The sequence below is a fragment of the Streptomyces sp. NPDC053427 genome (assembly GCF_044544985.1).
Lineage (GTDB): Bacteria > Actinomycetota > Actinomycetes > Streptomycetales > Streptomycetaceae > Streptomyces.
Map to the genome: position 1 here is coordinate 146,644 of NZ_JBITYA010000001.1, position 23,293 is coordinate 169,936.

The 23,293-nt window shown below is 75.5% G+C and carries 13 protein-coding genes; 11 read left to right on the forward strand and 2 right to left on the reverse strand.

The window, feature by feature from the left end; translation table 11 throughout:
* The first annotated feature begins 16 nt into the window (after positions 1–16).
* Positions 17–1,060, forward strand: a complete 1,044-nt coding sequence (locus tag ACIGWZ_RS00575) for a 2-hydroxyacid dehydrogenase (protein ID WP_400059286.1) — start codon at positions 17–19, stop codon at positions 1,058–1,060.
* Between the two features lie 4 nt (positions 1,061–1,064).
* Here ACIGWZ_RS00575 and ACIGWZ_RS00580 read toward each other — a convergent pair whose 3' ends face one another.
* Both ACIGWZ_RS00580 and ACIGWZ_RS00585 read right to left on the reverse strand, forming a co-directional pair.
* Positions 1,065–1,958 carry a hypothetical protein gene (locus ACIGWZ_RS00580; protein ID WP_400059288.1) on the reverse strand — a complete coding sequence of 298 codons (894 nt, stop codon included), beginning with the start codon at positions 1,956–1,958 and terminating at the stop codon, positions 1,065–1,067.
* Positions 1,959–2,062: 104 nt separating this feature from the next.
* Complete coding sequence (locus ACIGWZ_RS00585) at positions 2,063–2,956, reverse strand: LysR substrate-binding domain-containing protein (RefSeq protein WP_400059290.1); 894 nt, start codon at positions 2,954–2,956, stop codon at positions 2,063–2,065.
* A 394-nt stretch (positions 2,957–3,350) separates the two neighbouring features.
* On the opposite strand from ACIGWZ_RS00585, the gene ACIGWZ_RS00590 reads away from it, so the two are divergent.
* Genes ACIGWZ_RS00590 through ACIGWZ_RS00635 form a run of 10 tightly spaced genes read left to right on the forward strand, consistent with a single transcriptional unit; the run spans position 3,351 to position 23,292 of the window.
* The gene (locus tag ACIGWZ_RS00590) at positions 3,351–10,154 is read left to right on the forward strand and encodes an SDR family NAD(P)-dependent oxidoreductase (RefSeq protein ID WP_400059292.1); all 6,804 of its coding nucleotides are present in this window, start codon (positions 3,351–3,353) and stop codon (positions 10,152–10,154) included.
* Positions 10,147–14,568, forward strand: coding sequence for a beta-ketoacyl synthase N-terminal-like domain-containing protein (locus tag ACIGWZ_RS00595; RefSeq protein WP_400059294.1), 4,422 nt, complete (start codon positions 10,147–10,149; stop codon positions 14,566–14,568). The genes ACIGWZ_RS00590 and ACIGWZ_RS00595 overlap by 8 nt, the downstream gene beginning before the upstream one ends.
* Positions 14,558–14,878 carry an acyl carrier protein gene (locus ACIGWZ_RS00600; protein WP_400059296.1) on the forward strand — a complete coding sequence of 107 codons (321 nt, stop codon included), beginning with the start codon at positions 14,558–14,560 and terminating at the stop codon, positions 14,876–14,878. Before ACIGWZ_RS00595 ends, ACIGWZ_RS00600 begins: the two co-directional genes overlap by 11 nt.
* A gap of 7 nt (positions 14,879–14,885) precedes the next feature.
* Positions 14,886–15,692, forward strand: coding sequence for an alpha/beta fold hydrolase (locus ACIGWZ_RS00605; protein ID WP_400059298.1), 807 nt, complete (start codon positions 14,886–14,888; stop codon positions 15,690–15,692).
* Positions 15,689–16,906, forward strand: a complete 1,218-nt coding sequence (locus ACIGWZ_RS00610; RefSeq protein WP_400059300.1) for a glycosyltransferase — start codon at positions 15,689–15,691, stop codon at positions 16,904–16,906. The genes ACIGWZ_RS00605 and ACIGWZ_RS00610 overlap by 4 nt, the downstream gene beginning before the upstream one ends.
* 5 nt (positions 16,907–16,911) lie before the next feature.
* Positions 16,912–18,783 carry a class I SAM-dependent methyltransferase gene (locus tag ACIGWZ_RS00615; RefSeq protein ID WP_400060747.1) on the forward strand — a complete coding sequence of 624 codons (1,872 nt, stop codon included), beginning with the start codon at positions 16,912–16,914 and terminating at the stop codon, positions 18,781–18,783.
* Entirely contained in the window at positions 18,780–19,730 is a 951-nt protein-coding gene (locus ACIGWZ_RS00620; protein WP_400059302.1) for a galactokinase, read from the forward strand. The genes ACIGWZ_RS00615 and ACIGWZ_RS00620 overlap by 4 nt, the downstream gene beginning before the upstream one ends.
* 37 nt (positions 19,731–19,767) lie before the next feature.
* Positions 19,768–20,970 (forward strand): alkaline phosphatase family protein, encoded by a 1,203-nt coding sequence (locus ACIGWZ_RS00625; RefSeq protein WP_400059303.1) that lies wholly within the window; start codon positions 19,768–19,770, stop codon positions 20,968–20,970.
* A gap of 22 nt (positions 20,971–20,992) precedes the next feature.
* Complete coding sequence (locus ACIGWZ_RS00630; protein WP_400059305.1) at positions 20,993–22,264, forward strand: MFS transporter; 1,272 nt, start codon at positions 20,993–20,995, stop codon at positions 22,262–22,264.
* A complete protein-coding gene (locus ACIGWZ_RS00635; RefSeq protein ID WP_400059307.1) occupies positions 22,261–23,292 on the forward strand; it encodes a TolB family protein in 1,032 nt (343 codons plus the stop codon). Before ACIGWZ_RS00630 ends, ACIGWZ_RS00635 begins: the two co-directional genes overlap by 4 nt.
* Position 23,293: the final 1 nt, after the last annotated feature.

Genomic DNA, 23,293 nt, shown 5'->3' on the forward strand with positions numbered 1-23,293 from the left:
TCAGGAGAAGCCCCACATGACCACCACGGTCCTCGCCGCCGGTAACCACTTCATCCGACCGAGCCTGTTCGCCGAGGCGGTGCGCACCGCGGCCGGGGACACGCCGCTGGACATACGGGAGATCCAGTTCGGCTGGCCGCACACGCCCTTCGGCCCGGTCGCCGAGGTCATCGAGGCCTCCGGCACCGAGGACGAGATGATCGACGCGCTCAAGGGCGTCGAGATCTGCCTCACCGAACACGGCCCGCTCACCGAGCGCATCCTCGCCAACTGCCCCGATCTGAAGCTGTTCTGCACCAGCCGCGGCGGCCCGGTCAACGCCAACCTCGACGCCGCCACCCGGCACGGCGTCGCGGTCTGCTACGCCCCCGGCCGCAACGCCACCGCCACCGCCGAACACACCCTCACCCTGCTGCTCGCCGCCGCCCGCGGTGTCGGCGACACCCACACCGACCTGCGCTGCGGCGTCTGGCGCGGCGACTACTACGACTACGACAACTGCGGCATCGAGATCGACGGCACCACCATCGGCCTGATCGGCTACGGCGCCATCGGCAGCCGCGTCGCCAAGGTCCTCGCCGCGATGGGCGCCCAGGTCCTCGTCCACGACCCGTACGTACGGCACGAGGCGCTGGCCGGCATCGCCGAACAGGTCTCCCTCGACGAGCTGCTCACCCGCTCCCGCATCGTCTCGCTGCACGCCCGCGTCACCGAGGAGACCACGGGCATGATCGGCCGCGACCAGATCGCCGCCCTGCCGCGCGGCTCCGTCCTGGTCAACTGCGCCCGCGGCGCGCTCCTCGACTACGACGCGGTCTGCGACGCGCTGGACTCCGGGCAGCTGTCCGGCGCCGGCTTCGACGTCTTCCCCGAGGAGCCGCTGCCCGCCGGCTCCCGGCTGCTGACCGCCCCCGGCGTCGTCCTCACCCCGCACATCGCGGGCGGCAGCCGGCAGGTCGCACACAAGGCCGCCAAGATCGCCGCCGGGGACGTCGGCCGCTATCTGCGCGGCGAGCCGCTGGCACACTGCGCCAACCCCGCCGCGGTCACGTCCGGCTGAGGGATCAGCAGCCGGGGGCGGCCTCCGCAGGCAGCGGCACCCGCCAGAGCTGACTGTCGTTCTCCGAGCCCACCAGCAGGGTTCTGCAGTCGGCGTAGGTCACCGTCTCGCCCTGCGGCTGGGCGGGCAGCGCGACCTCCGCGAGCTTGGTGCCGGCCGCGTCGTACACATAGCCGGTGTTCGGCCCGAAGGGGCCGCCGCTGCGCAGCACGTAGGACTTCCCGCTGGGGGAGTAGGCGCCGTCGGTCGTCCAGGACGGGGCGTTGCGCACCGGGGTGAGGCTGTTGACCTGGCCGGACTGCGGGGGCAGCGGCGCTTTGTAGAGTTTGCCCGCGGCGCCCAGCACCTTGCTCGCCACATACATCTGACGATTCGTCGGATCGAGGAGCAGCGACTCGGCGTCGTGCTTCCCGTCGGCGTAGGTGAAGCGGAAGGTGGTCGGCGACACCGTCGCATTCGCCAGCGTGTCGGGCTCGGCGAAGCGGTACACCGAGATCTCGGCGCGGCCGGCGAAGTTGTCGCCGATGTCGCCGACATGGATCGAGGGCCGCCCGCTCTCGTCGGGGCCGACGGCCATCGCCTCCCAGTCGGTGTTGGTCGCACCGGTGAGCGTGAAAATGGCCTTGAGCCGGCCGGTCGCGCCGGAGCAGTCGACGGCGAAGACCTGGTTGGTGTTGCCGCTGTCGTTGAGCGCGTAGACGATGCCGGGGTGCTTGGTGCTGGCGCCCAGGCCGCTGAGCTCCTTGAGCCCGGCGGGCAGCGTGCAGGCGCGCTCGGGCGCGGCCCGGTGCGCCCGGTGTGCCGGGGGCCGGGGCGCGGACGATACGGAGACGGGGTCACCGGCGAGCGGGACGGCGAGCGCGGCGGTGGCCAGGAACACTGCGGGGAGTGAGGACATGGGCTCAATGTGGCGGTGGACGGTCGAAGCGCCAAGCGGTTGGTCGCCACCCGTTGAGCATGGGAGCGATAACGCGCCGGTATAGTACGCCGGTCCACCCGCCGTCAGCGCGACGGCTCGCGGACCGGCGCCTTGTGCTGGGCATGGGCGAGGAACGCGCGGGCCGGGCGGCTCAGCTGATTGCGCGCATGCACGATGCCCACCGGGCGCAGCAGGGCGGGGGTGAAGGAGCGCACCTCGGCGCGCGAGCCGAAGGTGCGTAAGGCCATATCGCGGTACCAGATCAGCGAACCGTGCCCGCCGAGCACGCTCGCCACCCACGCCAGCCGCTCGTCCACCTCCAGCGCGGCCACCGGGCGCACCCGCAGATGGCTGAACATGGATTCCAGCTCCGTGCGTCTGCCGGTGCCCCGGGTCGGCAGCACCAGCCGCAGGCCGTTGAGCCGATGGAACGGCATCGGGTCGGGCAGCGCGGAGCCGGGCGGCGAGATCAGCACCACCTCCCGCTCCTGGAGATGGTGCGAGGACAGCTCGTGGTCCACCGGCAGATCCACCAGGCCCAGCTCCGCCGACCCCCTCGCCAGGCATTGCACCAGCGCCTCCCGGCTGTCGTGCTGAAGCAGCCGGATATCGACCTCGGGGTGCCGCGCCGTGAAGGCGGGCAGCAGATCCGCCGCGAGATCGATCGCGAGGGTGGGAGTGGCCACCACACACAGCTTCTCCCGGGACCCGCCGCCGTTGGATGCGCCGATGTCCTCGATGGCGTCCACGGCGGCCAGCACCGTACGGGCCAGCCGCACCACACGGGCCCCCTCGGGCGTCAGCTCCACACCCCGGCCCTTACGCGTCACCAGCTCCACGTCGAGGTCGCGCTCCAGCGCCTGGACGGCCCGGGAGAGCGCGGGCTGGGCGACGTAGACGGCGGCGGCCGCGGCGGTGATGGAGCGGCAGTCCGCGACCGCAACGAGATAACGCAGCTGCTGGAGGGTGAGGGCCATGGGCGGACGGTAGCCGCAGCGGGGTGAACCCGTAAGACAAAAGGAGCGTCGGCAGAGTGGCGGCGCGATGACCTGGCGTCGTCAAGTCGATTCCCGGTCGGCACCGAACCATACCGTTCGGGTATGGGCCGGGGCGGCGCCCGCCCTCGGGCCGGTGTACCAAGGCGGGCGGCGCGCGGGCAAGGCGCGCAGGTCGGGGGCGGGATCCCGGGCCGAAGGGGCGCTCCGGACCGCCCGCTACGACGCTCCGGCGCCGAACTCCTGTCCGAAGTACGGGCGTTGACAGTGCACGAGGGGGGCTCCACGATGCAACGCGGCATCAGCGGGCTACCGCTGGTTACCGCAGGTGGCAGTGGTGCGTGTGTCCGTCCCCCAGGCCCGAGAAGGAGCGCCCGTGGTCCCCCCGCCCCCTTTTCCCCGCTCTCCCCGTCCCGCCCCGGCTCCCGGCACGGGCCGTGACCGCGACGTCGTCGTGGCGCTCTCGCCGTTCGAGGAGCCCGGCGAACGGATCGTCGCGGCGGCCGAACGCGCGGGCGCACTCGGCCTGTTGGACCTCGGCCGGGACCCCGGCCCGGCGCGCGCGGCGCTCGCCCGGCTCGGCCGGCTGCGCCATGGCGTACGGGTCCCGGTGGGGTGCCCGCTCACTCCCGCCGACCTGCCCGAGACGGTCGACACCGTGCTGCTCGCCGACCCCCGGACGTACGGAGCGGCCGCCGACTGGGCCGCGGACGGCCGCCGCCGGATATGGGCCGAGGTCACCACCCCCGAGGAGGCCGCGGCGGCGGGCGCCGCCGGAGCCGCCGCGCTGGTCGTCCGCGGCCATGAATCCGGCGGCCGGGTCGGCGACCTCACCACCTGCATCCTGCTCCAGCGCGTACTGGCCGATCCGTACCTCACCGTCCCGGTCCTCGCGGCCGGCGGCATCGGCCCGCACACCGCCGCCGCGGCCGTCGCCGGCGGCGCATCCGGCGTCCTCCTCGACGCCCAGCTCGCGCTCACCACCGAGGGCGAGGACGGACTGCCCCGTGCGGTCGCCGCCGCGCTCCGGGCGATGGACGGCAGCGAGCCCACCCTCGTCGCGGGCCGCCGGGTCCTCGTCCGCCCGGACCTGCCCACCGACCCGCTTCCGCTCGGCCAGGACGGCGCCTTCGCCGCCCGGCTCGCCGCGCGGCACCGCACCACCGGCGGCATCGTCCAGGCCGTACGGGCCGCCATCGCCGACCACCTCGCCGCGGCCGTCCGTACCCGCCCGCTCGCCGCCCGCCCCGGCGCCCGCCACCTCCCCGTCGCCCAGGGCCCGATGACCCGGGTCAGCGACGGTGCCGGCTTCGCCGCCGCGGTGGCCGCCGAGGGCGGGCTGCCGTTTCTCGCGCTCGCCGTGATGGACGGCGCGCAGGTGCGCGGGCTGCTGGCCGAGACCGCCGACCGCCTGGGCGAGCGGCCCTGGGGCGTCGGCCTGCTCGGCTTCGCCCCGCCCGAACTGCGGCGCGAACAGCTCGCCGCGGTAGCCGAGTTCGCCCCCGAGTACGCGATCATCGCCGGCGGCCGCCCCGCCCAGGCCGCGCCCCTCGAAGCGGCTGGAACCCGCACCTACCTCCACGTCCCCTCGCCCGGCCTGCTGGAGCGCTACCTCGACGAGGGCGCCCGCCGCTTCGTCTTCGAGGGCCAGGAGTGCGGCGGCCATATCGGCCCCCGGGCCAGCTTCCCGCTGTGGGAGGAGCAGATCGAGCGGCTGCTCGCCCATGACCGGGCGCACGCCGGAACGGCCGCAACGCTGGACGTGCTCTTCGCGGGCGGGGTGCACGACGCCCGGTCGGCCGCCATGGCCGCGGCCGCCGCCGCCCCGCTCGCCGAACGGGGCGCAACGATCGGCGTCCTGATGGGCACCGCCTACCTCTTCACCGAGGAGGCCGTCGCCACCGGCGCCGTCGTCCCCGCCTTCCAGGACACGGCGCTGGCCTGCGACCGGACCGTACTGCTGCACACGGCCCCCGGCCATGCCACCCGCTGCGCCGACACCGGCTACGCCGAGGAGTTCGCGGCGGCCGAGCGGCGGCTCGCGGCGGACGGTGCCGACCCGCGCGCCCGGTGGGAGGAGCTGGAGCGGCGCAACCTCGGCCGGCTGCGGATCGCCAGCAAGGGCCTGCGCCACACGCACGGCGGGCGGCCGACGCCGGTGGGGGAGCGGGAGCAACTGCGCGAGGGCCTCTACATGCTGGGCCAGGCGGCCACCACCCGCCATGAGACCACCACCGTCGCCGCGCTGCACCGCGCCGTGACGGACGAGGCGAGCGCGCTGCTGGAGGAGCGCGCGGGCCGCTTCCGGCCCGCGGAGCGCCAGGAGCGGGACACACCGCCGCTCGACATCGCCATCGTCGGCATGGCCTGCTTCTATCCGGGCGCCCCCGACGCCGCCCGCTTCTGGTCGAACGTCGTCACCGGGGCCGACGCCGTCACCGAGGTACCCGCGGAACGCTGGGACGCCGCCACATACCACGACCCGGACCCCGCGCGGGCGGGCGAGCGCACCCCCTCCCGCTGGGGCGGCTTCCTGCCCCCCATCCCCTTCGACGCCCTCGCCCACGGCATCCCCCCGGCCTCCCTCACCGGCATCGAGCCGGTGCAGCTGCTGGCCCTCGAAACGGCCGCCAGGGCCCTCGCGGATGCCGGATACGCCGACCGCGACTTCGACCGCGCCCGTACCAGCGTCGTCTTCGGCGCCGAGGCCGGCACCGAACTGGCCGGCGCCTACGGCCTGCGGGCCCTGCACCCCGCCTACCTGGGCGAACTGCCGCCCGACCTCGACGCCGAACTGCCCCGCCTGACCGAGGACTCCTTCCCCGGCGTACTCGCCAACGTCATCGCCGGACGCATCGCCAGTCGCCTCGACCTCGGCGGCGCCAACTGCACCGTGGACGCCGCCTGTGCCTCCTCGCTCGCCGCCCTCGACCTGGCGTGCCGCCAACTCCGCGACCACGACAGCGATATGGCCCTGTGCGGCGGCGCCGATGTGCACAACGGCATCAACGACTACCTGATGTTCGCGTCCGTACGCGCCCTGTCGCCCACCGGCCACTGCCGGCCCTTCGACGCGGCGGCCGACGGGATCGCGCTCGGCGAGGGCGTCGGCTGCCTGGTCCTCAAACGCCTCGCGGACGCCGAACGGGACGGCGACCGGATCTATGCGGTCGTCAAGGGCGTCGGCACCTCCAGCGACGGACGGTCCCTCGGCCTGACCGCACCGCGCCCCGAGGGGCAGCGACGCGCCCTGGAACGCGCCTACCGGCGGGCCGGCACCAGCCCCGCCGAGGTCGGCCTCGTCGAGGCCCACGGCACCGGAACGGTCGTCGGCGACACCACCGAACTGGCCGTCCTCACCGAGCTGTTCGAGGCCGCGGGCGCCGCACCGGGCGGCTGCACCCTCGGCTCGGTCAAATCGGGAATCGGGCACACCAAATGCGCGGCGGGCCTGGCCGGACTGATCAAGGCCGCGCGCGCCGTGCACGCCGGAGTCCGGCCGCCCACCCTGCATCTGACCCGGCCGGTGGCGGACGCCGGGCCGTTCCGCTTCGAGGCCGACGGCGCCGCCCGGCCCTGGCCGGTCCCCGCCGAGCGGCGCATCGCCGGAGTGAGCGCCTTCGGCTTCGGCGGCACCAACTACCATGCCGTGCTGGCCGGTTACGCCGACGCTCCGGAGCCCGCCCACGCCCTGGAGGACTGGCCCGCCGAACTCTTCTGCTTCCGCGGCGCCGACCGTCCCGCCGCCGTACGGGCCATGGAACGGCTCGCCGCGCGGCTGGCGGCCAACGATGCCGCAGGGCGGCCCTGGCCGCTGCGCGATCTGGCCGCCGAGACCGCCGCCGCGAGCGGCGGGCCCCTCCAGGTCTGCGTCGTCGCCGAGGACCTCGACGATCTCGCCGCCAAACTGGCCGCGGCCCGGCAGGACGAACCGCCGGCGGCCGCCGACGGCGTCCACGTACGCGAGCAGCACGCCGACCCCGGCCTGGTCTCCTTCCTCTTCCCCGGCCAGGGCAGCCAACGGACCGGAATGCTGAGCGAGCTGTTCGTCGCCTTCCCCGCGCTGCGCGGCCTCCTGGACGACGCGGACCGGGACTGTGTCGCGGCCATGTTCCCGCCCGCCGCCTTCACCCCCGAGCAGCGGACGGCCCAGCACGCCGCCGTGACCGACACCCGCATCGCCCAGCCGGCCCTCGGCCTCGTCTCGGCCGCCGCCCACCGCCTGCTCACCGCGCTCGGCGTCCGCCCCGACTGCACGGCCGGCCACTCCTACGGGGAACTGACCGCGCTGTGGGCGGCGGGTGCCTACGACACCGAAGCGCTGCTCAGGCTGAGCGCCCGCCGCGCCGACGCCATCCTGGCAGCCGCCGGGGACGATCCCGGATCGATGGCCGCCGTGGTGGCCGCCGCGGACCGCGTACGGGAGCTGATCGGCGGCACCGGCGTCGTCGTCGCCAACCACAACGCGCCCGAGCAGAGCGTGATCTCGGGCCCCACCGACGCCGTGGCCGCGGCCGTGACGGCACTGGAAGCGGCCGGGGTCGAGGCGCGCCGACTGCCGGTCGCCTGCGCCTTCCACAGCCCGCAACTGGCCACAGCTGTCGAAGGGTTGGCCGCCGAACTCGCCGCGACACGCGTAACCTCCCCCGCCTTCCCGGTCTGGTCCGGCGCCACCGCACGCCCGTACCACCCCGACCCGGCCGCGCTGCGCGACACCCTGGCGGGCCAGGTCGCCGAGCCGGTCCGCTTCGTCGAGCAGATCGAGGACATGTACGCCGCCGGGGTGCGCACCTTCGTGGAGGCCGGGCCCGGCCGCGTCCTGACCGGCCTGGTGGGACGGATCCTGGGCGAACGCCCGCACACTGCCGTGGCGCTGGACGTCCCGGGCGAGTCCGCACTGGCCCGGCTGCCGCACGTGCTGGCGCAACTGGCCGCGGCCGGAGTTCCGGTCGACCCGGAAGCGCTGTTCCGCGGGCGTACCCGGCCGCTGCCCGCCGACGCGCCGCGCCGCCCGGGATGGCTGGTGGACGGGCACCTGGTCCGCACCGCCGACGGGGCCTGCCTGCCGGGCGGGCTGCGACCCGCGCGACGGGTGGCGGCGCCGGCAGGGGGCGGCGCGGCCTCCGAACGCGATGCCGCGGTGCTGGAGTACCTGCGCGGGGCGCGCGAACTGGTGGCCGCCCAACGGGACGTCGTACTGCGGTACTTGGGGGAGACCCAGGCCGCGGCGCCGCGGCCCGAGCCCGTACCGGAGCCGGTCGGCGCGCCGCGACCGGACACGGCCGCGGCGGAGTCCGGGGCCGAGGCCTCCAGGGAGGCGGCACGGCCGACGGCCGACCAGCTCCTCGACACCGTGCGGGAGATCATCCACACCCGGACCGGCTACCCGCGCGACATGCTCGACGCCGGACTCGACCTGGAGGCCGACCTCTCGGTGGACTCCATCAAACGCGTGGAGATCATCGGCGCGCTGGCCGACCGGATCGGGCTGCCGCGGGATGCGGACGGCGCGATGGAGTCGGCGGTGGAGCAGCTGGCGAAGGTGAAGACCATCAGCGGCATCGTGGACTGGATCGCCGCCGCCCGGCCCGAGCCCGAGCCGGCCACCCACGAACCGAGCCGCCCCGAGCCCGCGCCGACGCGCCCCGTCCCCGAGCCCGCCGCCGCGCCCGCCGCCGTACGGCCCCCCACCCGCCACCTGATCGAGGTCACCACCCTCGACCCGCCCACGAGCCGGCCACCCGCCGAGGTCGTGGCGGACCGCGACTTCGCCGTCGTGGAGGACGGCCAGGGGGTGGCCCTCGCGCTGACCGCCCTCCTGGAAAGCCACGGCGCGCGGGTACGCACCGTCCCCGCCGAGCGGCTGGCCGACATCACCGCGGACGGAGTGGTGGACCTCAGTGCGCTGCGCGCGGGCCGCGGTGCCGTACTGCCCGGCCAGTACGCGGGGCTGCGCACCGCCCTGACCGGCGGCGCCCGGTGGCTGCTGCTGGCCACCGCGGCCGGCGGCACCTTCGGGCAGCGCACCGCCGAGGACGCCCCCGACCCTTCCCCAAGCTCTCCACTCCGTTCGAGCGGGGGAGACCCCTGCCCCGGCGCCGGACTGCGCGGCTTCGCCCGCACCGCCGCGCTCGAATACCCCGACGCCCTGGTCCGCGCCGTCGACATCGACCCCAAGGACCGCCCCGAACGCATCGCCGCCCACATCCTGGCCGAACTGTGCGCCCCCGGCGAACCGGTCGTGGTGGGCCGCACCAACGGCACCCGCACCACCCTGCGCACCGTCCCCACCCCCCTGCCCGCAAGCGCGGGCGGCCGACCGCCGCTCGGACCCGGCTCCGTGGTGCTGCTGACCGGCGGCGCCCGCGGCATCACCGCCCGTACGGCCCTCGCCCTGGCCCGCACCCACGGCTGCCACATCGAACTCCTCGGCCGTACACCGCTCCCCGGGGACCCGGGAGTCCCCACGGCCCCCGAGGACCCGGCCCTCGCAGGCGCCCACGACCGCATCGCCCTGCGCGCCGCGCTCATCTCCCGAGGACTGCGCCGGCCGGCCGAGATCGAGGCGGCCGCCACCGCGGTCCTGGCCCGCCGCGAGATCACCGCCACCCTCGCCGCCCTGGAACCCCTTGCCGCCTCCGTCCGCTACCACGCCGCCGATGTCACCGACGAGGCCGCCGTACGCGCCGTGGTGCAGGACATCAGGACCCGGCACGGCCGCCTCGACGGAATCGTGCACGGAGCGGGCACCCTGGAGGACAAGCTGCTGCGCGACAAGGACCCCGAGTCCTTCGCCCGGGTCTTCGCCACCAAGGTCGACGGCGCCCGCCATCTGCTGGCGGCCGCCGACGACACCACCGGCTTCGTCGTCCTCTACGGCAGCGTCGCCGGGGTCTTCGGCAACCGCGGCCAGGCCGACTACGCCGCCGCCAACGACGCCCTCGACACCCTCGCGGCCGCCTGGTCGGCCCGGACCCCCGGCCGGGTCCTCGCCGTCGACTGGGGGCCGTGGGCGGCCACCGGCGGCGGCATGGTCACCCCGGAGCTGGAACGCGCCTACGCGCGCCGGGGCATCCCGCTGCTCGACCCCGATGCCGCGGTCGCCGCCCTCCTGGACGAGCTGGCCCACGGCACCGCGCACCAGGTCGTGCTGGCCGCCGAGGAGGCGGACGATGCCTGACACCGGCCCGCGGCCCACGGACGCCGCCATCGTCGGCATGGGGGCGATCTTTCCCGGCGCCGCCGACCTCACCGCGTACTGGCGCAACCTGACGGCCGGTACGGACTGCATCACCGACGTGCCGCCCGGCCGCTGGGACCCGGAGGTCTACTACGACCCGCAGGGCGCCGAAGGCCCCGCCCGCAGCGACCGCTTCTACTGCCGACGGGGCGGCTTCCTGGACGATCTGGCCACCTTCGACCCCGCCCGCTTCGGCATCATGCCCGCCGCCGTCCCGGGCGCCGAACCCGATCAGCTGCTCGCCCTGCGGGCCATCTCGGACGCCATCGCCGACGCGGGCGGCCCGGAGCGGCTGCCCGACGACCGCTCCCGCATCGGCGTCGTCCTCGGCCGCGGCGGCTTCATGGGAGTGGCCACCGCCCGGCTCGACCAGCGGGTCCGCACCGCCCACCAGCTCGCCCGCACCCTGCGCGAACTCGCCCCGGACCTGGGCGAATCGAGGATCGCCGCCGTACGGGACGCCTTCCAGGCGAGCCTGGGGCCCGAACGGCCGGACGCCTCCATCGGCCTGGTGCCCAGCTTCACCGCCGCCCGGACCGCCAACCGGCTGGACTTCCAAGGCCCCGCCTACACCCTCGACGCGGCCTGCGCCTCCTCGCTGCTGGCCGTGGAACAGGCCGTCGATCTGCTCGCCGCCGGCCGCTGCGACCTCGTCGTCGCCGGTGCCGTCCACCACTGCCATATCGCCACCCTGTGGAGCGTCTTCACCCAGCTGCGCGCGCTCAGCCCCACCCAGCACATCCGCCCCTTCGACCGCCGCGCCGACGGCACCTTGCTCTCCGAGGGCACCGGCGTCGTGCTCCTCAAACGCCTGGCCGACGCCGAACGGGACGGCGACCGGGTCTATGCGGTCGTGCGCGGCGTGGGAGTGGCGGGAGACGGACGCGCATCGAGCCTGATGAGCCCTCAGGTGGACGGACAGGTGAGGGCGTTGGAGCGGGCCTGGGCCGGCGCCGGACTCGACCCCACGGACCCCGCGGCGCTCGGTCTGCTCGAGGCGCACGGCACCGGGACGCCGGTCGGCGACGAAGCCGAACTCGCCACGCTGGCACGGATCTTCGGGCCGCCCGGCCCGGACCGTACGCCCATCGGGCTGGGATCGGTGAAGTCGATGCTCGGCCACACCATGCAGGCCGCCGGCATCGCCGGGCTGATCAAGGCCGCCCTCGCCGTACACCACCGCACCCTGCCGCCCACCCTGCACCTCGACGAGCCGCACGAGGGCCTGGCGCACACCCGGATGCGTCCGGTCACCGCCGCCGAGCCCTGGGAGGCCGGACCCACGGCCCTGCGGGCGGGCGTCAACGCCTTCGGCTTCGGCGGGATCAACGCGCACGCCGTCCTGGAGGAGGCGCCGGGGCGGCAGGGCGCGACCACGCCGCCGCCCCCGCTGCGGGTGACCGAGGCCGCGCGCACCGTACTGCTCGCCGCGCACACCCCCGGCGAACTGGCCGCGGCCCTGCACGACGTGAACGAGGGCGGGCCCGCCTCCGACGACGCCCCCTGCCGCCTCGCCCTCGTCGACCCCACCCCGCAGCGCCGCGCCCTGGCCGCCAGGATCCTCGACCGCAATCTGCCCTGGCGCGGCCGCGGCGACGTGTGGTTCACCCCGAGCCCCCTCTTCGGGCCGTACGCCGAGGAGCCGGGGGCGCGGCTGGCCCTTGTCTTCCCGGGGCTGGAGGCGGAGACGCCGCCCCGCGTGGACGACGTCGCCGACCACCTGGCCCTGCCCCGCCCCCGCATGTCCGGCGGCAGCGGCCTGATCGAACGGGCCGTCGACTCCCTCGCCGTGGGCCGCCTCCTCGCCCGCGCGCTGCGTGAACTCGGCCTGGAAGCCGACCTGTTGACCGGGCACAGCCTCGGCGAATGGACAGCCATGGTGGTCGCCGGAATGTATCCGCCGGGGGCCGTGGACACCTTCCTCGACTCGCTGCGGCCCGGCTCCCTCGCCGTACCCGACCTCGTCTACGCGGCCCTGGGCTGCGGCGCCGAACAGGCGGCCGCGGCGCTCGACGGCCTGGACCGGATCGCGGTCAGCCATGACAACTGCCCGCACCAGTCGGTGATCTGCGGAGCCCCGCAGCCGCTGGCCGAGGCGGTGCGCCGGCTCGCCGCACAGGGCGTCGGGGCCCAGGAGATGCCCTTCCGCTCCGGCTTCCACACGCCGATGTGGGCGCCCTACCTCGACCAGACCGGCGCCGCCTTCGACGCCCTCCCGCTCCGGGCCCCCGACGTCCCCGTATGGTCGGCCACCACCGCCGCACCCTTCCCGGAAGACCCCGACGCGGTACGCCGGTTGGTGCTGCGCCACCTCCTGGAACCGGTCCGCTTCCAGGACCTCACCGAGCGGCTGTACGAGTCCGGCGTCCGCGCCTTCGTCCAGGCCGGCGCCGGGAGCCCCGCCGGGTTTGTGGGCGACACCCTGCACGGCCGGGACCATCTCGCCGTCGCGGCGGCCGATCCCCGGCGCGACGGATTGACCCAACTGCGCCACCTGGCCGCCGCGTTGTGGGCCGAGGGGCTGAGCCCCCGCTGGGACCGGCTGCTGCCGTCCGCCCGCGCCGGCGGGCCGACGGTCCGGCTCGACCTGGGCTCGCCGCTGGTCGGCCTCGGCGACACGGCGCCGACCCTCGCGCTCCACCCGCCCGCCGACCGGCCGCTCCCGCACCCCCTCCCGGCCGCCGCGGATCCCCTCCGGCAGGCCCTGGACGCGGTCCTCGCCGAAACCACCGCCGCGACCCACGCCGTGGCCGCCGCGGCCGCCCCGCCCGGACCGCAGCCCGGCCCCCGCCGCACCACCCGCCGCCTCTCCCTCGACACCCTCCCCTCCGTCCGCGACCACTGCATCTACCTCCAGCCCGACCACTGGCCCGAACCCGCCGACCGCTTCCCGGTCGTGCCCATGACCACCCTGCTGGAACTGGCCGCCGAGGCCGCCCACGAAGCGCAGCCCGGCCACGTCGTCACCGGCTACTCCGACGTACGGGCGCTGCGCTGGCTGCCCGTCGCCCCGCCCGTCGACCTGCCCGTCACGGCCGCCCCCGCCGGGCCCGGCCGCGTACGCGTGACCCTCGGCGACCACGCCGTCGTCACCGTCCACCTCGCCGGGCACCACCCGGCACCGCCGCCCCCCGACCCCTCGCCGCTGACGTCCGACACCCCTGCGCCGGTCACCGCCGAGGCCCTCTACCGGGACCGGTGGATGTTCCACGGCCCGCAGTTCGCCGGCGTCCACGAGATCGCGACGGTGGCCGCCGACGGCATCCGCGGCACGCTGCGTGCCCTGCCCGCCCCCGGTGCCCTCCTGGACGCCGCGGGGCAGCTCCTCGGCCACTGGATGCAGCTGAACCTGACCGTCGACCGGCTGGTCTTCCCGGCGACCCTGGAGCGGATACGGCTCTACGGGCCCCCGCCGCGGGCCGGCGCGCTGCTGGCCGCCACCGCCCGGATCCGTGCGGTACGGCCCGGCTCGGTGCGCGGCGATGTGGAGCTGCGCGACGCCGACGGCGGCGTCCGGGCGCGGCTGGAGGGCTGGACGTACCGGCGGTTCGGGGCCGACGAACGGGTGTGGCCGATGAAGTTCACCCCGGAGGTGTGCGGCATCGGCGAACCCCGGCCGGGCGGCTGGTGCCTGGCCCGCCGCCGCTGGTCGGACCCGGCGTCGCAGGAGCTGGTCATGCGCCGCTATCTGGGCGCGGCCGAACGCGCCTGCTACGAACGGTGCGCGCCCCCCGCCCGCGCGGCCTGGCTGCTGGGCCGGATCGCGGCCAAGGACGCGGTGCGCGAACTGCTGTGGGAGGCGGGCGCCGGGCCCGTCTTCCCGGCCGAGGTCCCCCTCGGCGACGACCGGGACGGCCACCCCCGCCCCGAGGGCCCGCTCGCCGACGGCATCCACCTCTCCCTCGCCCACAACGACCGGATGGCCGTGGCCCTGGCCCACCGGGCCGGCCCCGTCGGCATCGCCCTCGGGACCGTCACCGACGACCCCCGGGCCCTGGAACGGCTCGCCCTCACCCCGGCCGAACGCCGCCTGGCGGACGACCTCGGCCGACAGCACGACGACCACGGCGGCACCGGCCGTACGTACTGGCTCACCGCCCTCCGGTGCGCCAAGGAGGCCGCGGCGAAGGCAGCGGGCGGCGGCCCGGACGGCCGGCCGCCGGAGTGGACCGTGACGGCCGCACCGGCGGGCGCGCTCAGCGTCCGCTCCCCGTACGGCCCCGCCCGCCTCGTCCACCTCGACCGCGTCCACGACCGGTCCGCGGTCCACGTCATCGCCTGGACCGGCCCGCGGCCCCAGGACCGTACGGGCACCGACACCCCCACCCCCACGGAGGCCACCCATGGCAGCTGACCCGCAACCCGAGCGCATCCGGCGGATCCTGGACGAGATCACCGGCATGCTGGTGAGCATCTGCGGCGACGAACTCCTCGTCGTCGGCGAGATCACCCCCGCGACGACCTTCAACGACGATCTGGCCCTGGAGAGCATCGAGTTCGTCGCCCTGGCCGAACGGCTCCAGCGGCGCTACGGCACCGCGGTGGACCTCCTCGCCTTCCTCGCCGAGAAGGACATCGACCAGATCCTCGCCATGACGGTCGGCGAACTCGCCGCCCATATCGCCGAGGTCACCGCCACCGCCGCGCCGGCCCACGCGGGCTGAGGACGCCATGGCCCTCACCCGCGCAGGCCGACTGCGCCTCCATACCCAGTGGCTGCCGGGCCGAGCCGACGGCCCCCGGCCCGACAGCCCCACCGTCGTCTTCCTCCACGGCCTCGTCATGGACAACCTGTCCAGCTTCTACTGCACCCTCGCGGGCCCCGTCACACGGGCCGGCCACGATGTGCTGCTCTACGACCAGCGCGGACACGGCCGCAGCGACCGCCCGCCCACCGGCTACGACATGGGCACCGCGGTCGCCGACCTCGCCGCCCTGCTCGCCGCCCTCGATCTGGACCGGAGTCCGGTCCATCTGGTCGGCAACAGCTACGGCGGCGCCCTCGCCCTGCACACCGCGCTCGTCCGGCCCGACCTGGTCGCCTCGCTCGTCCTGATCGACGCCCATCTGACCGGCGACTGGATCGAGGACATGACCGACACCCTCTCCGTGGCCGCCCTCGGCCTCGAACACAGCCGGATATCCGAGCAGCTCGCCGCCGTCGGGCGCCGCAAGGAGGCCAAGCTGACCGCGGGCGCCGATGCTCTGCTCAACGGCACCACCCTGATCGAGGACATCGCGGCGGGCGCCGCCTTCACCGCCCGCGACTTCGCCCGGCTACGCCGACCGGTCCTCGCCGTCTACGGCGAGCACTCCGAACTCCTCCCGGGGGCACGCGAGTTGGCGCTGCATGCGACCGCATGCGAACTGTGTGTGCTGCCCGGCGTGGGACACACCGTGCTCAAGGAGGCCACCGAAGGGCTGCGCGGCGCGGTGCTGGGCCGGCTCGGCGCTACGGCGGGGGCGATGGCCGGATGAGAGTCCTGTTCGTGGTCCCGCCGCTGGCCGGGCACGTCAACCCCACGGTCGCGGTCGCCGCCGAACTCGGCGCCCGCGGACACCAGGTCGCCTGGGCCGGGCCCGCCGCGGCCCTCGCCTCGCTGCTCCCGCCGGGCGCCCTGCTCCACTCGGCCGGCGACCGGGGCGCGGCCGACGGCTACGACGTCCTGCATCAGCGCTGGCGCGATCTGCGCGGCGTCGCGGCCCTGCGCTTCCTCTGGGCGGAGGCCCTGATCCCACTCGCCCACGCGATGCTGCCCGGAGTGGACGCCGCCGTCACCGCCTTCGGGCCGGATGTCGTGGTGACCGACCAACAGGCCCTCGCGGGGCCGCTGGTGGCGCGTCGCCGCGGCCTGCCGTGGGTGACCTCGGCGACCACCTCGGCGGAGTTCACCCGGCCCTTCGACGGCTTTCCCAAGGTGGGGGAGTGGGTGAGCGAACGCATCGCGGCGCTGCTCGCCGACTGTGGCGCGCCGGGCGGCTGGGACCCGCGCTTCTCGCCGCATCTGGTGCTGGTCTTCTCGACGCCGGAGCTCATGGGCGGCGGGGGGAGCGGCGCGGCGGGGGCGGAAAACGGAGGGCTGAACTTCGCTTTCGTCGGACCGGCCCTGGGCCACCGCCCGCCCGCCGCCGACTTCCCCTGGCGCCGCCTCGACCCCTCCCGCGCCCGCATCCTGGTCTCCCTCGGCACCCTCAACCGCGAGGCGGGCGCCCGCTTCTACCCCGCCGTACTGGCCGCCGCCGAGGCCCTCGCGGATCGCGCGCAGCTGATCCTGGCCGCCCCCGCCGACCTCGCCGCAACCGTCCCGCCGCACGTCCTCCACCAGGAGTACGTGCCCCAGCTCCAGCTGCTCCCGCACCTCGACGCCGTGCTGTGCCACGGCGGCCACAACACCGTCTGCGAGGCCCTCGCCCATGGGCTGCCGCTGGTCGTGGCGCCGGTCCGGGACGATCAGCCGATCGTGGCCCGCCAGGTGACCGAGGCCGGCGCGGGGGTCCGGGTGCGCTTCGGCCGGGCCCGCACCGACGAGCTGCGGCGGGCCCTGACCGCCGTCCTCGACGACCCTGCCCACCGCAGCGCGGCCCGCCGCATCCAGGCGTCCTTCGCCGCGGCGGGCGGCGCCACCACCGCGGCCGACCGCCTGGAGAAGCTGGCCGGTACGTCCCAGCCCCGCACCGAGAAGGGACCGTGAACGAGATGACGCGAGCGCACCGCTCGGGAACACCCACGCGTTGGATCGCGGCCGCCGCGACGGCGGCCCTCGCCGCGGGCACCGTCCGCGGCCGCCGCAGGCTCGCCGCGCTGCCCGTGCTCGACCCCGCCGGGCCGTACGACACCCGTCAACCCTCCCTCTCCGGCTGGCACTTGATCGCGGCACCCGGCGTCACGGCCGACGAGGCGACCCTGCGCGCCGCCGCGGCCCACGCCGCGCGCGAAGGGCTGCGGGTGCTGGACCTCGTCCCGGCGCAACTGGACGCCGACCGCGTCCTCGGACTGCTGCGGCTGCTGGACCCCGCGGCGCACGGCGGGGACCGCTGCGCTCCGGGGCACGGCGCGGGCCACGCCCTCCTGGTGGCCGATGACGTCCACCGGCGCGCCGGGCTCTGCGGCCCCGCCGCCGACCCGCCGCCGCGCTCCATGGCCGACCTCCACCGCCTCCTCGCCACCCTCAAGGAGTACGCCCCCGACGGCACCGGCTGGGCCATCGCCCCCGGACTGACGGTCCCGCCGGCCGACCCCGCGCGGCGCGCCGAGGAGCTGAGCGCCCGCGGCCTTCCGCCCCGCGTACTGTCCGCGGCCCAGCTCGCCGGTCTCGCGCTGCTCGTCAAGTGCCTGGTGTCCGAGCCGCGTTGGGGCGCTGCGGCGGCCGCCCTGTACTGGCTCCAGCCCGCCGCCGTACTCGCCCCGACCCGCCGACTGCGCCCCGCCGACCTGGCACGGGCCACGGCCGCCCGCCCGCTGAGTTCCCTGTCCACCGCCCTCCGGACCCTCGCGACGCCGCCCGCCGAACCGTCCGGAGCCGCCGACGCACCGGCTCGCCGGGCCGCGTACCGGGCCCAGCTCGCCGACGGCACCGCCCGGTTCCTCGAACCCCGCCGCCCGGACTGTCCCTGGTGCGGGGCGCCCGATCCCGTCGTACGCGTCCGGATGCCCGACCTGCTCCAGGGCAAGCCCGGCCGTTTCACCCTCGAGGAGTGTCGCCGCTGCGGCCATGTCTTCCAGAACCCCCGGCTCACCCAGGACGGGCTCGACTTCTACTACCGCGACTTCTACGACGGCCTCGGCGGCGAGGGCGCCGCGCTGGTGCTGGGCCGGATGAACGGCACCTACCGGGCCCGCGCCGAACTGCTCAAACCGTTCACCACGCCCCGGGCCTGGCTCGATGTCGGCACCGCCGGCGGGCACTTCTGCAACGCCGCGCGCACCGTGTGGCCCGACACCCGCTTCGACGGGCTGGACATGGGCGAGGCGGTCCAGGGGGCCGAACGCCGGGGGTGGATCGACACCGCGTACCGGGGGCAGTTCCCCGACCTCGCCGACCGCCTGGCCGGGCGCTACGACACGGTGAGCATGCACCACTACCTCGAACACACCCGGGACCCGTTCGCCGAGCTCGACGCGGCCGTCAAGGTCCTGGCCCCCGGCGGCCATCTGCTCATCGAACTGCCCGACCCCCAGGCCCGGATCGCCCGGCTCCTCGGCCCGCACTGGCTGCCCTGGTTCCAGCCCCAGCACCAGCACCTCATGCCCGTCGACAACCTCAAACAGGCCCTGGCGGCACGGGGGTTCACCGTCCTCACCGAGCAGCACGGCGCGGCCCACCAGACCAACGCCGACTTCATAGGCGCCGTCGCCCTCACCGCGAACCGGCTCGCCCCCGACCCGCACGCCCCCTGGGCCACCGTCCCCGACACCCCGTCCCGCCGCGCCGCGCGACGGGCCGTACAGGTCCTGGCGATGCCCTGTTTCGGCGTCGCGATCGCCCTGGACACGGTGCGTACGGCGGTGGCCCGCGCGACCGACGGCGGCAACGCCTACCGGCTGCTGGCCCGCAAGGAGCCGGGATGAGCGCCGTGGACCTGGCCCAGCGCTCGACGGCGGACCCGCTGCTGCGGCTGCTCGCGCACGGCTTCGAGACGACGTACGGCCACCGGCCCGGCGCGGTGTGGCGGGCCCCGTACGCCTTCCACCTGCCCGCGCACGCCGTCCCGCCGGGGGTCGCGCCCCGGACCGACTGGGTGGCGGCCGCCAACTGGTACGTCGGCGTGGCCGTCGCCCCGCGCGCCGACGGGATGCTGCGCTGCGGCTCCCTCAACCACCCGGCCGACGGCGCCGAGCTCCCCCTCACCGGCCCGGCCGCCCGCGCCCCCGACTGGGCGGCCCGCCCGTACGCCGCGCTACGCGCCCTCGCCGCCGCCGGATACGGCCGGGGCGGCGCCGATCTCCAGCTCAACGCCACCCTGCCCGACGCCGTGGGGCTGCCCGTCGCCGAACCCCTGGAGTGCGCGGCGGCACTGGCCGTCGCCCAGGCGCACGCGGAGTGGGGCGGTCGCCCGCTCGCTCGCGCCCGGCTGGCGGATCTCCTGGCCGCCGCCGTACCCGGCGATGACGCCCTGCGCCGGGCCGTGCTGTTCGCCCGCGCCGGGCAGCTGCTCGCGGCGGCCGGCGGCCCCCGCCACCATCCCCTGCGCGCCCTCGACGACGGCGCGGAGCCGTGCCTGCTGCTTCTGACGGCCCGGGCCGGCGGCGAGGGGCAGCCGGCCGTCGGCCTCAGCCTCGCCGTCCGCGAAGCCCGGCGCGCCGGGGCCCGCGCCGCCTGTTGGCCCGGAAGGCGTCCCGGCCACAGCGTCCTGCTGGTCGCACCCCGGGACCGGCGCGCGGCCGTCCGCAGCGCGGTGGCCGCCGCCTTCGCCCGCCGCGAACTGCCCGTACCCCGCCTGCTGCGGATCGCCGCCACGGACGCGGCCCGCCGCGAGGACCGACCGCCGCACCCCGCTGAACCCGCACCCCGCTGAACCCGCACCCCGCCGTACCGACAAGGAGTGAGACCGGATGAATCCCCACGCCGGACCCCAGCCGCATCCCCGGCCGAAACCCCGGGCCAAACGCCTGCGCACCGCCGTCGCCGCAACCCTCGGCGCGCTCGGCCTGATCGTCACGGCCACCGCCGCCCAGGCGCAGGGCCCCCGGCAGCACGCCGTCAAGGCCGCACTGCCGGCCTACGACCACGTCGTCATCGTCGTCTTCGAGAACAAGCAGTACAACGAGATCATCGGCAGCGCCAACGCGCCCTACATCAACCAACTCGCCCAGGGAGGCGCCAGCCTGACCGGCATGAAGGCGCTGACCCACCCCAGCCAGCCGAACTACTTCAACCTCTTCTCCGGCGCCACCCAGGGCATCACCGGCGACGGCTGCTACACCGCCCAGTCGATGAACGCCCCCAACCTCGGCCAGGAACTGATCGCCGCCGGCAAGACCTTCGGCAGCTACAACGAGGGCCTGCCCAACGAGGGTTCCACGGCCTGCTCCAACGGCAAGTACGCGCAGAAGCACAACCCGTGGTTCGCGTTCAACAACGTGCCGGTGAACACCGGCAAGACTTTCGCGCAGTTCCCCAAGGACGACTTCACCAAGCTGCCGACGCTGTCGTTCGTCGTCCCGGACCTGTGCAACGACATGCACGACTGCGCCGTCGGCAGCGGCGACACCTGGCTCAAGAACAACCTCGACTCCTACGCCCAGTGGGCCAAGGCCAACAACAGCCTGCTGATGCTCACCTGGGACGAGGACAACTACCTCGGCTCCAACCAGATCGCGTCCGTCTTCTACGGCGCCCACGTCAAACAGGGCAACGTCGCCGGCGCGTACAACCACTACAGCCTGCTGCGGACCTTCGAGGACATGTACGGCACCGGCCACGCGGGCAACGCGGCCTCCGCCACCCCCGTCACCGAGGTGTTCGACACCGGCGGCACCCAGCCGCCCGGCGGCGACCTCAAGCTCGCCACCCCCGGCCCGCAGACCTGCCGCTTCAACCAGGACTGCACCGTCCAGCTGACCGCCACCGGCGGCAAGGCCCCGCTCGGCTACCGCACCACCGGTCTGCCGCTGGGCCTGACCATCGACGCGGCCGGCGGCCGCATCACCGGCAGGCCCTGGCAGACCGGCACCTTCCAGATCGCGGCCACCGCCACCGATGCCGCGAACGCCACCGCCACCGCCGCTTTCCCGCTCACCGTCAACTGGTTCTGACCCGCCGCACGAGGAGACGTCCGTGTATCTCTCGTCCAGCCGCGCCGCCGACGCCTCGGCCGGCGTCGCCCGCGACCGGCCCTTCGTCCGCCGCGCCGTCGCCGGCAATGTCGTCGCCCTCGGCCTGGTCAGCATGGTCACGGACGTGTCCTCGGAGATGGTCACCGCAATCCTGCCGCTGTACCTGGTCGCCGGCCTCGGGATGACCCCGCTCGCCTACGGCCTGCTCGACGGCGTCTACCAGGGCGTCACCGCGCTGGTCCGGCTCGTGGGCTCCTACGCCGCGGACCGCACCCGCCGCCGCAAACTCGTCGCGGGCACCGGCTACGCCCTCTCCGCGCTCTGCAAACCCGCCCTGCTCGCCGTCACCACCCCCTGGGCGATCGGCGCCGTCCTGGCCGCCGACCGCACCGGCAAGGGCCTGCGCAGCGCCCCGCGCGATGCGCTGATCTCGCTGTCCACCACCCCCGAGGAACAGGGCCGCGCCTTCGGCGTGCACCGCACCCTGGACACCGCCGGCGCCCTGCTCGGCCCGCTCGCCGCCTTCGGCGTCCTGTGGGCCGCCCAGGACGGCTATGACGCCGTGTTCCAGGTCAGCTTCTGCTGCGCCGCGTTCGGCGTCCTGCTGCTCGTCCTGTACGTCCGCGAGCCGCGCCCGGACGCCGCCGCGCCCCGCATGCGGACGCCCCGCCCGGGTGCCGTACGCACGCTCCGCACCCTGGTCCGCACCCCCGGCGTGCCCCGGCTGAGCCTGGCCGCCGTGCTCCTGGGCGCCGCCACCATCAGCGACGCCTTCCTCTACCTCGTCCTCCAGCAGCGCCACCACCTCGACGCCCGGTGGTTCCCGCTGCTGCCGGTCGGCACCGCGGCGGCGTTCCTGCTGCTGGCGCTTCCGGTCGGCCGCCTCGCGGACCGGACGGGGCGACTGCGCGTCTTCCTGGCCGGCCACGGCGCGCTGCTCGCCGGGTATCTCCTGCTGCTCGCCCCGTTCGGCACCGGGGCTCAACTTCCCGTCATGGCGGCCCTGTTCATCCTCCTGGGAGTCTTCTACGCCGCCACCGACGGGGTGCTGATGGCCGCCGCCGCCCCGCTGCTGCCGCCGGCGGTGCGGGCGAGCGGCCTCGCCCTGGTGCAGACCGGCCAGGCCGTGGGCCGCTTCGTCGCCGCGGTCCTCTTCGGCGCGGCCTGGACGGCCCTGGGCCCCACCACGGCCCTGGCCGCCGCGGCCGGCTGCCTGTTCGCCGCCGTCGCGCTGTGCGGCCCGGTCCTCTTCCGCAGAAAGGCCTCCGCATGACGCCGGTACCCGCCCGTCACCGCCTCCTGGTGCTCCTCGCCGCCACGGCCCTGCTGCTGACCGGCGCCGTCCTCGCGGTGAGCCGCGCGGCCGACCGCGCCGCCGAGCGTGAACGGGGCGACCGGACGAGTCAACCCGCCGTGAAGGAAGGCAAGCTGGACCTTCGCCGGCCGGGGCGCCTGATGTTCCGGAACCTGGCGTGGGGACCGCAGCGCGACCATCTCGCCTCCGTCCCGCTGACCACCCCCGGCGCCGCCCGCACCGCCGCCCCCAGGGACTGCCTGCGGTTCCACGCGGCCGCCGGCACCGGCATCTGCCTGCGGTCCACCGGGGGAGTGGTACCGGGGCACGAGGCCGTGGTCCTGGACTCCCGGATGAAGCCCGTACGCCGCTTCACGGTGCCCGGCATCCCCACCCGCGCCCGGGTCTCACCCAGCGGCCGGCTCGTCGCCTGGACGGTGTTCGTCAGCGGCGACTCCTACGCGGGCGGCGCCTTCTCCACCCGCACCGCGATCTACGACACCCGCACCCACACCCTCCACGACAGCCTGGAGGACTTCACCGTCCTGGTCGACGGCCACCGCCACCAAGCCGTCGACCACAACTTCTGGGGCGTGACCTTCGCCGCCGACGACACCACCTTCTACGCCACCCTCGGCACCCAGGGCCGCACCTCTCTCGTCCGCGGCAACCTGACCCGCCGCACCCTGACCGCCGTCCGCGAGAACGTCGAGTGCCCCTCCCTCTCGCCGGACGGCACCCGTATCGCCTTCAAGAAGCGGGTGAAGCCCAAGGGGGCGGACGCGCCCTGGCGGCTGTACGTCCTGGATCTGCGCAGCGGCCGCGAGACGCCGCTCGCCGAGCGCGCGAGCGTCGACGACCAGGCGCTGTGGCGGGACGGGAACACCCTCGTCTACGCCCTGCCCGGGGACTACGGCGCCGACCTGTGGGAGGTGCCCGCGAACGGCAAAGGCCACCCCCGCAAGGTGGTGGCCTCCGCCGTCTCGCCCGCCGTCACCGGGCCCTGAA

What these genes read in the sequence shown, in the direction of transcription:
- ACIGWZ_RS00575 (WP_400059286.1), top strand. Translation starts at nt 17, where the DNA reads ATGACCACCACGGTCCTCGCCGCCGGTAACCACTTCATCCGACCGAGC.
- ACIGWZ_RS00580 (WP_400059288.1), bottom strand. Translation starts at nt 1,958, where the DNA reads ATGTCCTCACTCCCCGCAGTGTTCCTGGCCACCGCCGCGCTCGCCGTC.
- ACIGWZ_RS00585 (WP_400059290.1), bottom strand. Translation starts at nt 2,956, where the DNA reads ATGGCCCTCACCCTCCAGCAGCTGCGTTATCTCGTTGCGGTCGCGGAC.
- ACIGWZ_RS00595 (WP_400059294.1), top strand. Translation starts at nt 10,147, where the DNA reads ATGCCTGACACCGGCCCGCGGCCCACGGACGCCGCCATCGTCGGCATG.
- ACIGWZ_RS00600 (WP_400059296.1), top strand. Translation starts at nt 14,558, where the DNA reads ATGGCAGCTGACCCGCAACCCGAGCGCATCCGGCGGATCCTGGACGAG.
- ACIGWZ_RS00605 (WP_400059298.1), top strand. Translation starts at nt 14,886, where the DNA reads ATGGCCCTCACCCGCGCAGGCCGACTGCGCCTCCATACCCAGTGGCTG.
- ACIGWZ_RS00610 (WP_400059300.1), top strand. Translation starts at nt 15,689, where the DNA reads ATGAGAGTCCTGTTCGTGGTCCCGCCGCTGGCCGGGCACGTCAACCCC.
- ACIGWZ_RS00615 (WP_400060747.1), top strand. Translation starts at nt 16,912, where the DNA reads ATGACGCGAGCGCACCGCTCGGGAACACCCACGCGTTGGATCGCGGCC.
- ACIGWZ_RS00620 (WP_400059302.1), top strand. Translation starts at nt 18,780, where the DNA reads ATGAGCGCCGTGGACCTGGCCCAGCGCTCGACGGCGGACCCGCTGCTG.
- ACIGWZ_RS00625 (WP_400059303.1), top strand. Translation starts at nt 19,768, where the DNA reads ATGAATCCCCACGCCGGACCCCAGCCGCATCCCCGGCCGAAACCCCGG.
- ACIGWZ_RS00635 (WP_400059307.1), top strand. Translation starts at nt 22,261, where the DNA reads ATGACGCCGGTACCCGCCCGTCACCGCCTCCTGGTGCTCCTCGCCGCC.